This is a genomic window from Kitasatospora sp. NPDC057692 (genome assembly GCF_042799475.1).
Taxonomy (GTDB): Bacteria; Actinomycetota; Actinomycetes; order Streptomycetales; family Streptomycetaceae; genus Kitasatospora.
The window spans coordinates 70,100-79,042 of sequence record NZ_JBHVIV010000038.1 but is presented as its reverse complement, the minus strand read 5'-3'; the positions used below and the strand labels follow the sequence as shown (position 1 = coordinate 79,042).

The 8,943-nt window shown below is 75.8% G+C and carries 8 protein-coding genes; 2 read left to right on the top strand and 6 right to left on the bottom strand.

Features of this window, described 5'->3' with window-relative positions:
• Positions 1-1,073: polysaccharide pyruvyl transferase family protein (locus tag ACFVFS_RS22050; protein WP_380626304.1), on the bottom strand; the 1,073-nt coding region annotated here is incomplete at its 3' end.
• Positions 1,070-2,197 (bottom strand): hypothetical protein, encoded by a 1,128-nt coding sequence (locus ACFVFS_RS22045; RefSeq protein ID WP_380626303.1) that lies wholly within the window; start codon positions 2,195-2,197, stop codon positions 1,070-1,072. The genes ACFVFS_RS22050 and ACFVFS_RS22045, both read right to left, overlap by 4 nt.
• 321 nt (positions 2,198-2,518) lie before the next feature.
• On the opposite strand from ACFVFS_RS22045, the gene ACFVFS_RS22040 reads away from it, so the two are divergent.
• Positions 2,519-3,532 carry an ABC transporter ATP-binding protein gene (locus ACFVFS_RS22040; protein WP_380626302.1) on the top strand — a complete coding sequence of 338 codons (1,014 nt, stop codon included), beginning with the start codon at positions 2,519-2,521 and terminating at the stop codon, positions 3,530-3,532.
• The gene (locus ACFVFS_RS22035) at positions 3,529-4,362 is read left to right on the top strand and encodes an ABC transporter permease subunit (RefSeq protein WP_380626301.1); all 834 of its coding nucleotides are present in this window, start codon (positions 3,529-3,531) and stop codon (positions 4,360-4,362) included. The genes ACFVFS_RS22040 and ACFVFS_RS22035 overlap by 4 nt, the downstream gene beginning before the upstream one ends.
• 121 nt (positions 4,363-4,483) lie before the next feature.
• On the opposite strand, the gene ACFVFS_RS22030 is transcribed toward ACFVFS_RS22035, so the two are convergent.
• The 4 genes from ACFVFS_RS22030 to ACFVFS_RS22015 all read right to left on the bottom strand — a co-directional run bounded on the left by ACFVFS_RS22030 (position 4,484) and on the right by ACFVFS_RS22015 (position 8,623).
• Complete coding sequence (locus tag ACFVFS_RS22030) at positions 4,484-5,308, bottom strand: ABC transporter permease (RefSeq protein WP_380626300.1); 825 nt, start codon at positions 5,306-5,308, stop codon at positions 4,484-4,486.
• A complete protein-coding gene (locus ACFVFS_RS22025; protein WP_380626299.1) occupies positions 5,305-6,225 on the bottom strand; it encodes an ABC transporter ATP-binding protein in 921 nt (306 codons plus the stop codon). The genes ACFVFS_RS22030 and ACFVFS_RS22025 overlap by 4 nt, the downstream gene beginning before the upstream one ends.
• 433 nt (positions 6,226-6,658) lie before the next feature.
• On the bottom strand, positions 6,659-7,558 hold the full coding sequence (locus ACFVFS_RS22020) for a phosphotransferase (RefSeq protein ID WP_380626298.1): 900 nt from the start codon (positions 7,556-7,558) through the stop codon (positions 6,659-6,661).
• 183 nt (positions 7,559-7,741) lie between these two features.
• A complete protein-coding gene (locus ACFVFS_RS22015; RefSeq protein ID WP_380626297.1) occupies positions 7,742-8,623 on the bottom strand; it encodes a universal stress protein in 882 nt (293 codons plus the stop codon).
• Positions 8,624-8,943 lie beyond the last annotated feature (320 nt).

Here is an 8,943-nt window from a genome sequence, read left to right as displayed (position 1 = left end):
GTGCGTCTTCGTCCTGGTCCGCGACCCGGCCGGGGCGTGGCGGGGTCGGCGAGCAGGGCGGCGGCGGTGCGGAGCGCCCGGTCGGCGTCGGGCGCCCGCCGGGCGACGGCCCGGTGCCGGTCGTGCCCCCAGGTTCGCCAGTAGCCGCCGACCTTGCCGTGCCGGTCGTCGATCACGACGTGCGGCAGGCCGAGCAGCAGGCTCAGCAGATGGCCGTGCAGCCGGTCGGTGACCACCGCCGAGGCGCTGCCGAGCAGCCGGCAGCCGCGCTGGAGCTGGAGCTGGGCAAGGCGGTCCCGGGCGGCGGCGAGCTCGGCGGCCGCCCGGTCGCCCGCCGTGCCGCGGACCTCGGCGCAGGCCGCCGCGATCCGCTGCCGGGCGGCCTGCGCCTCGGCGATCCAGCGCGCGTCGGCGCCCTCCTGCCCGGTCCAGTCGGTCCGGTGCACCCCGGCCGCCGCCCCGGTGCCGTTCGGCTCCTCCGGGGCGGCCGACTCGTGGTCGCCGCGCCGCAGCCACAGGATCCGCCGCTCGGGTCGCGCCAGGCGGGGCAGGCCGGTCAGCGCGAAGGCGCAGTCCGGGGCGAGCAGGGAGGGCGCGCGGAAGGAGCGGCGGGCCGCGCGCAGGCTGGCCTCGTCGCGCAGCAGCAGGACCAGGTCGGGGTGCGCGTCGAACACGGCCCGGGCCCGTTCCAGGCCGGCCGGGTCGCCGAAGTGGACGGACTGCGGCAGCTGGATGATCCGGTGCCCGGGGAAGGCGCTGATCACCTGTTCGCGCGTCCGCTGGTGGCTCGGCCACAGGTCGCCCAGGTTGCCGCCGCCGGTGAGCAGGATGGTGCCGCCCGGCAGCCGCTCGGCGAGGGCCGCCGCGCAGAAGTCGTGGTGATCGGCGGTGTAGACGACCTCGGCGCCCAGCTCCGCCAGCAGCGAGCGCGCGCCCAGCCAGATGGCGCTGTCGCCGACATTGCCGTAGCTCGGGAAGCCCAGCAGCGCGCAGCGGCCCGGCGGCCGGATCAACTCGCCGACCACGTCGGTGAGTCGGCGTCGGAAACCGGCCCACCGGTCGAGGCCGGTCACGGCGCCGCCATCCTGGGGAACGGCCCGTGGCGGTCCGCCGCCAGCTCGGCCGCCGCCGCGAGGTCGGGGCGGCCCAGACAGGCGGCGTCGCGCCCCGCCTCGCGCATGGCGTCCCGGGCGTCCGCCGAGTCCATCGGGGCGTGGCGCAGCCGGTCGAGGTCGAGGACGCGGGGCAGCGTCCCGCACCGCCCGAGCACGCCGGCCGACTCCAGGGCGACCATGGTCCGCAGGCACTTCTCGCAGGCGCCGCAGTTGCGCCCGGGCCGGCCCCGCCAGCAGACCGCGAGGTTCCGCAGCGCGAGGTCGGAGTGCGCCAGCCGGCGCGCCACCTTCTGCGTCCTGGTGGCGTCGGCGCCGTCGTGGACGATCTCCAGCGCCTCGGTGGACCAGAGGTGGTCCAGCACCGGATGCGACCCGTACGGCGGCAGATGGCGGTAGTCGAAGCTGGCCGCGATCAGGCAGCGGCCCAGCAGGCCCTGCAGGGCGAGCGCGGTGGCGGCGAGCGCGGCGCCGTGGAAGTCCTCCCAGCGGACCAGGGACGCCGTGAAGGCGCGCAGGTCGGTCTCCACCCGCAGCGCCCTGGCGCCGCTCCGGTCGGCCACCCGCCGGACCCGGTCGAGCAGCCGGTCGTGGTCCGGCCCGGCGTGCCGCTCGAAGTTCACGAACAGCAGGTCGCTCACCGGGCGGTGGCCGGGCTCGGCGCGGCGCTCGGCGTCCCCGAGCAGGCTGTAGAAGGAGTCCACGCCCAGGGTGAAGAACAGCCCCACGGCGGCGGGCCCGTACGGCGCCTCGACGGGCTCGCCCGCCGTCACCCGGACCGTGCGCAGCCGTTCCCACCAGGCCGTGTAGATCTCCACCACGGTCCGCGCCGAGCGCAGCAGCCGGGCGGAGACCGGGGCGTCGACCACCAGCTCCTCTCCGAGGCGCATCGCCGGCATCAGCAGCGCGGCGAGGAAGGCGTCGCCGCGCTCCGGCAGCCAGTCGCGCTCGGGCGGCCGGCCGCGCCCGCCCCCGGGCACCGTGAAGTGGAGCCGCGCCGACGGGAGTTCCGCACCGGATCGGACCGCTGCCGACAGCCGCCAGCCGCCCTCGGCCGGTTCGCACCTGACATCCTCGACGATCATTCCTCCGCCCTCCGGGAGCCGTCCGGCCCGCGCTCCGCACGGTCGCCGGCTCCCGCTCCGCTTGTAGCAGGCCCGCTCCGGCCCGCCCGGGCGCCGCCGCACCGCGCGCCCGGTGTCCACCCGCCCGGGCCAGCCGCCGCACGGCCGCGGTCCGCGCAGGGGCCTGCGACCCGGGACCGCGGCCCGTCCGGGCCCGGCGGGCAGGGCCGTTCGGCCCCGTGCGCGCGGATCGCGGGAGCGGCAGGGTGGGGGAGCGGCGGCCCGGTTGGCCGCGGTCCGGCGCGGGAACCATGGATCCGCGCTCACCACGGGAGGTGGAGCATGTCCGCTGAGGGCACGGCGGTGATCGAGCTCAGATCGCTGACCAAACGGTACGGCCGGAGCGTCGGCGTCGACGGGCTGGACCTCGACATCGGCGCGGGCGAGGTGTTCGGTCTGCTCGGGCCGAACGGCGCGGGGAAGACCACCACGCTGCGCTGCCTGGTCGGGCTGCTGAAGCCGAGCGCCGGAGCGGTCCGGATCCTGGGCCTGGACCCGGTGGCCGACCACCGCCGGGTGTCGCCGTCCATCGGCTACCTCCCGGGCGAGCTGCGGCTCTACCCCGAACTCACCGGACGCCAGACGCTCGACCTGCTGGCGAACCTCCAGGGCGCGGCCGCGCCGCGGCAGGCCGAGCTCTGCACCCGGCTGAGCCTGTCCCGGGCCGACCTGGACAAGTCGGTGGGGGCGTACTCGCGGGGCATGAAGCAGAAGCTCGGGCTCGTCCAGGCGCTGCAGCACCGGCCGGCCCTCACCGTGCTCGACGAACCCACCGAGGGGCTGGACCCGCTGGTCCAGGAGGTCTTCTTCGAACTCCTCGCCGAGGAGACGGCGGCGGGCCGCACGGTGCTGCTCTCCAGCCACGTCCTGCCGGAGGTCCAGCGGGCCTGCGGCCGGGTGGCGATCATCCGCGGCGGGCGGCTGGTGGCGGTCCAGTCGGTGGCCGCCCTGCGCCGCGCCCGTGCCCGGCGGATCCGGCTGGTGCTGGGCGACGGGCGGGGCGAGCGGCCGCTGGGCGCGGCCGAGCGCTGGTCCCCGCGCTGGGACGGCCCACGGGTGGAACTGCTGGTGCCCCCGGACGATCTCGTGGCGGCGGTGCGCGACCTGCTCGCCGCCCTGCCGGTCGACGACCTCACCGTCGAGGAGGCCGGGCTGGACGAGGCCTTCCTCGACCTCTACCGGGCCGGCGAGGAGCCGGCCGCCGAACCGCGGAACGGCACGGGACCGGGGAACGGCACGGGACCGGGGAGCGGCGCCGAACCGGGGAACGGCGCGGGACCGGAGGCGCGGTCATGAGCCGGGCCACCGTCAGCCGACGGCTCCCCCTGGTCTGGCTGGCCCTGCACCGGCGCCGGCGGATGCTGCTGTCGCTGGTGCTGGGCATGGTCGTGTTCGAGGCGCTGATCGTCGTGATCACCGGGGCGGTGCCGCCCACCGACCTGTTCGGCGGCACGGCGAACCCGCCGGACGCCTTCAAGGCGTTCAGCGGCTCCAACGGGGACGTCTCCATCGCCAGCTACCCCGGTCTGCTCGGCGCGGGGCTCACCCACCCGTTCTGGATCGCGCTCCAGCTGACCGCCATCGGCGCCCTGGGCGCGGCCGCGGTCGCCGCCGACGTCGAGTCGGGCACCATCGAGCTGCTGATGACCCGCCCGGTCTCCCGCCGCCGGCTGCTGGCCGAGCGGACCGCCGCGCTCGCCGCCGCATCGGTCCTGCTGAACGCCGCGGCCACCGCCACGGTGGCGCTCGGCGTCGCGCTCTCGCCCGACCTGCGGGCCGCCGTCCCGGTGGGCGGGGTGTTCGCCGCCGGACTGCTGGGGTGCGGCTTCACACTCTGCCTGACCGGGCCGGTGCTCGCCGTCTCGGCCGTCAGCCGCCGCCGGGCGCACGTGGTGGGTGCCGCGGTCGCCTTCGGCGCGGTCGGCTTCGCGCTCAACTTCGTGGCCCTCGCCTGGGAGCCCGCCGCACCGCTGCGCTACCTCAGCCCCTTCCACTACTACACGCCCGGTGACGCCCTCGCCCACGGCACCGTCCCCTGGTCCTCGCTCGCCGTCCTCTGCGGCGTCGGCGTGGCGGGCCTGGTCGCCGCCTTCGCGCTGCTGGACCGCCGCGACCTGGCGATCTGACCGCCCGGAGGGTGACGGCCCGTCCGCGATCCGCGGCGGGCGCCGGGCGGGCCTGCGCCGGCGTGGGCCTCGCCTCCGGAGCGTGCCGCCAGGGCGCGATGTTCGTGCCCTGGTGGCACGCTCACACGTCGCGGCGCCGCACGACGAGCACGGCGAGTGCGACCGTGATCAGGGGCCAGAGCGCGTACACGATCCAGGAGCCCGGGATCGTGGCGGTGTAGCCCAGGGATCCGGGGTCCGGCTCCCAGGTTCGGACCAGGCGATTCCAGGCGGCCGCCACCAGCGCGTGCTTGATGTCCGCCGACCAGCGGTTGCTCTCCGAGAACATGGTGGGCAGCATCAGCAGGGTGAAGATGCTGGTGACCATGGTCCCGGCGGCGTGCCGGAGCAGAACGCCGAGGCCCAGACCGACCAGGGCACAGACCGGGGCCAGCAACGCGGATGCCACCAGCGCCCGGAGCACCCCGGGGTGGGTGATCGGAACGCCGGCACGGTGCCCGTCCAGGATGGCCTGGGAGACCAGGAAGGAACCGGTGGAGACGGCCGTGCCGACCGCGGTCCACAGTGCGGCGGTGACGGCCGCCTTGGCCAGCACGACCGAGCCGCGGGCGGGGACGGCCGCGGTGGTGGTGCGGATCAGACCGCTGCTGTATTCGCTCACGACGGTGAGGGCGCCCATGCTGCCGGCGATGAGCATCAGCGTCCAGTAGCCGGCCGCCGGATAGGCGTCGTAGGGCAGGAAATCAGCGGGGCCGGAGCGGGCGGCCTTGTCCGTCAGCGCGGCCACGGCGGCGGACCCGACGACGAACAGGACGGTGAGGGCGATCGTCCACGGGGTGGAGCGCAGGGACCGCAGCTTGATCCACTCGGAGGCGAGCAGGTCCCGGAAGCGGACGGGCGGGTCGGCGACGGGGGTGGCCGGGGGGACGGCGGCGAGTGTGGTCATCGGGACTGTCCTGCCTGGTATTCGACGCTGTCGGCGGTGAGTTCCATGAAGGCCGCCTCCAGTGAGGCGGTGCGGGTGGTCAGTTCGTCCAGTCGGATACGGTTCTCGAAGGCGAGCGCTCCGATGCGGTCCGCCGGGAGCCCGGTCACGGTGAGCTTCTCGGCGCCCGCCGGGCCCTCCGGCTCGACCGAGGCGCCCGCCGCGGTCAGCACGGCTGCCAGCTCGGCGGTCTGCGGTGTCCCGACCACGACGCTGCGACGGGTGCCGCGGGCCGCGAAGTCACCTACCGACTCGGCGGCGATGAGGCGGCCCCGGCCGATGACGACCAGTTGGTCGGCGGTGTTCTCCATCTCCGACATCAGGTGGCTGGACAGGAAGACCGTGCGCCCCTCGGCGGCCAGGCGCCGGAAGAGCCGGCGTACCCAGAGCACGCCCTCCGGGTCCATGCCGTTGATCGGCTCGTCGAACATGAGCACGGGCGGGTCGCCCAACAGGGCGGTGGCGATGCCGAGGCGCTGCTTCATGCCGAGGGAGAAGCCGCCGATGCGGCGGGTCGTCACCTCGGCCAGCCCCACCTCCTGGAGCACCTCGTCCACCCGGCGCCGCGGGATGCCGTTGCTGCGGGCCAGGGCGGACAGGTGGGCGACGGCGCTGCGTCCGCCGTGGACCTGTCCGGCGTCGAGGAGGGCGCCGACGTGCCGCAGTCCGCGCGGGTGGTGGTGGAAGGGGCCGCCGCTGACGGTGGCGCTGCCGGTGGTGGGCGCGTCCAGGCCGAGGATCATCCGCAGGGTGGTGGACTTGCCGGCTCCGTTGGGGCCGAGGAATCCGGTGACCTGGCCCGGTCGCACGGTGAAGGACAGATGGTCGACGGCTGTCTTGCCGCCGTAGCGCTTGGTGAGTTCGTTGACTTCGATCACGGCACCCACACTGCCGAGAGGACCCTCGCCCGGGCATGAGCCCGTGGGTGGCAATCGTGCGGCCGCATGAGCCCGTGGGCGTAAGTCCCCAGGCCGATGCCGCGCGGGCGGTGGCCGGTTGGTCCTGCGGCGGCCCGCGTGGTTGCCGCCGGCGGCGCACTGATCGCGCCGGGTGTGACGCGCCGTCCGATCGCCGATTCTGTCGGGCGGCCCGCGGTTGTCCCGGAGCGCTCCCCACGGCCGGGTGAGGGCATCATCGAGCGGGAACGGGAAGTACTGGCCCTGGTCGGACGCGCCGGTCGAACACCGGGATCGCCGAGGACTCTGCATCACGGTGGCCACCGCCAAGTCGCACGTGCCACGGCTGCTCACCAAACCGGGCGCCCGGGAGCGCGTCCAGAGCCCGGCCTCGCCCGATGCGCTCGCGTGCGCGTCAAAGGCCTTTCAGGACGCGATCGAGTGCCGACCGGCCCGCGGGCCCCCACCCCGGCTTGCCGCCGGGCAGACCACGGTCCCCGTTCCGGCCCATCAGCATCAGGAACAGGCTCTTCCACACCGCCAGCCCGCGCGCCCGCCGCACCGTCCCCTCATCCGGCCGCCCGTAGCTGTCGAAGAAGCGTGCGGCGCCGCCCGCGGGAAGCAGCAGCCAGGCGGCCGCGAGGTCCCAGGCGGGGTCGCCGGCGAAGAGGGCGCCGAAGTCGACGACGCCCGTGAGAGTGCCGTCGGCGACGACGACGTTCGCGGGGTGCAGATCCCCGTGCACCCACACCGGCGGGCCCTCCCACTCCGCGGCCGCGACGGCGTCGTCCCACACGGCCCGGATCCGATCCTCGGAGAAGGGGTCGATGTCGACGGCCTGGAGGCAGTCCTCGAAGCCGGGGGTGCAGTCCCTGGGATGGGCGCCGAAGTCCGAGGCCGGGGGCGCGTCGCCGGGTGCCTCGACGTGCAGGGCGGTGAGGAAGGCCGCCAGGGAGTCGGCCGCGTGGTCGGTGCGGGTGATGGCGCCGAGGTCCAGCGGCGTGCCGTCGACCCAGGTCATGACGGTCCAGATCTTGGGGAAGCGCCCGGACGGCGCACCGTCGCGGACCGGGGTCGGGATCGGAAGCGGCAGTCGCGGAGCCAGCAGCGGCAGCCAGCGACGTTCCTTGAGCTGGAGTTCGGGGGAGGTGTCCATCCGCTGCATCCGGACGCTCAACTCGTCCCCGAGGCGCCACATCTGGTTGCCCCAGCCGCCCGCCACCTCACGGATGGGCAGATCGGCCAGGTCGGGGTGCTGTTCCCGGAGCAGGGCGCGGACCAGACCGCCGGTGATCTCGATCTCGGATTCGATCATGCCCCGTCACAGTAGTCGAGGCCGCCGGCGCCGGTCTCGGCATTCGGCGGATCCGGCAACCCTGCCGGATCTCCCGGCCACCGTCCCACTCCCGGGTCCGGCGGACCCGGTGACCGGGGCCGGTGCCGGTCACCGGGAGGCGGTCGACGGTTGCGGCGGTCCGGGCGTTCCTGCCACCGGTGGTCAGCGCGCGTCGTCCGGCGCCGGGACGGTGATGACGGGGCAGCGGGCGCGGCGGAGCAGGCCGTGCGGGACGGAGCCCATCCGCATGCCGGTGAACCCGCCGTCGCCCCGCCGCCCGACCACCACGGCGAGCGCGTGCTCGGAGGCCCGCGCCAGTTCCTCGACGGGGTGCCCGTGCAGCACCTCGTGGGTGAGGCGGACCTCGGGGTGCGGCGCGCGCGGGCCCTCGGTGCTCGCGATCAGCGATCGCCGGAGCTCCGCCTCGGCGGCGAGCGGATCGGTCCGGTCGAACGGGGGACGCTGGCGGACCCGGACGGCGCGCAGCGCGGCCCGCTGCTCCGCCGCGAGGCCGAGGGCGAAGCCGACGGCGGTGACCGAGGAGGGGCTGTCGTCCACCCCGACCACGAGGTACGGCGGGTCCTGGGTGAGGTGCTCCGGCCCGACGACCACCACCACCGGACAGCGGGCCTGGGCGCTCACGGGGACGGTCACCGAGGCGAGGCTCAGCACCTCCGCGACCCGGCTCAGCCGCCGGGTTCCGAGGACCACCAGCGAGGCGCGCGCCGACTCCCGGCACAGCGCCGGCGCCGGGACGTCCTCGACGACCACCGTGCTCAGCTCCAGCCCGGGGTGGCGGGCCCGGGCCTCGGCCGCCGCCTTGTCGAGCGCCTCGTCGGCGCGCTCGCGCAGCGTCCTGTGGTAGCGGCCCTCGTCGGACGGGCGGAATTCGCGGGCCACGGACGGGACCGCGTGGACCATCCGCAGCGGGACCCCGCGCCGGTCGGCCGCGTCGGCGGCCCAGGCGGTGGCCGGTGGCCCGGGTTCGGTGTCGACGCCGAGGACGATCGGACCGCTGTCGCGGCCGGGGGTCGTGGCTGTCATGGCTCCTCCACACTGCTCGGCTCGCCGCCGGTCGGGCGGGGAACGCCGTCCACCGCGTCCGCGCGGCGGACGCCGGTCCGGTGGGGGCCGCTCCGCGACCCCCACCTCCATGGCACCACCATCGGCGCCGTCCGGCAGCGGTCGGCGGCGGCCGGAGGCCCTGGCTGCCGGGGCCGGCGGATCAGCACCCGTGCACCCGGACCACGGCGGTCCGGCCGGGCGGTCCGGCGCTCCGGTTTGCTGTGCGGGGCGTGTACGGCGTGAGGTGGCGGCTTCGGTGCGGGGCGGGAGGTCGCGGGGTGGTCCGGTGTGCGGGAGCT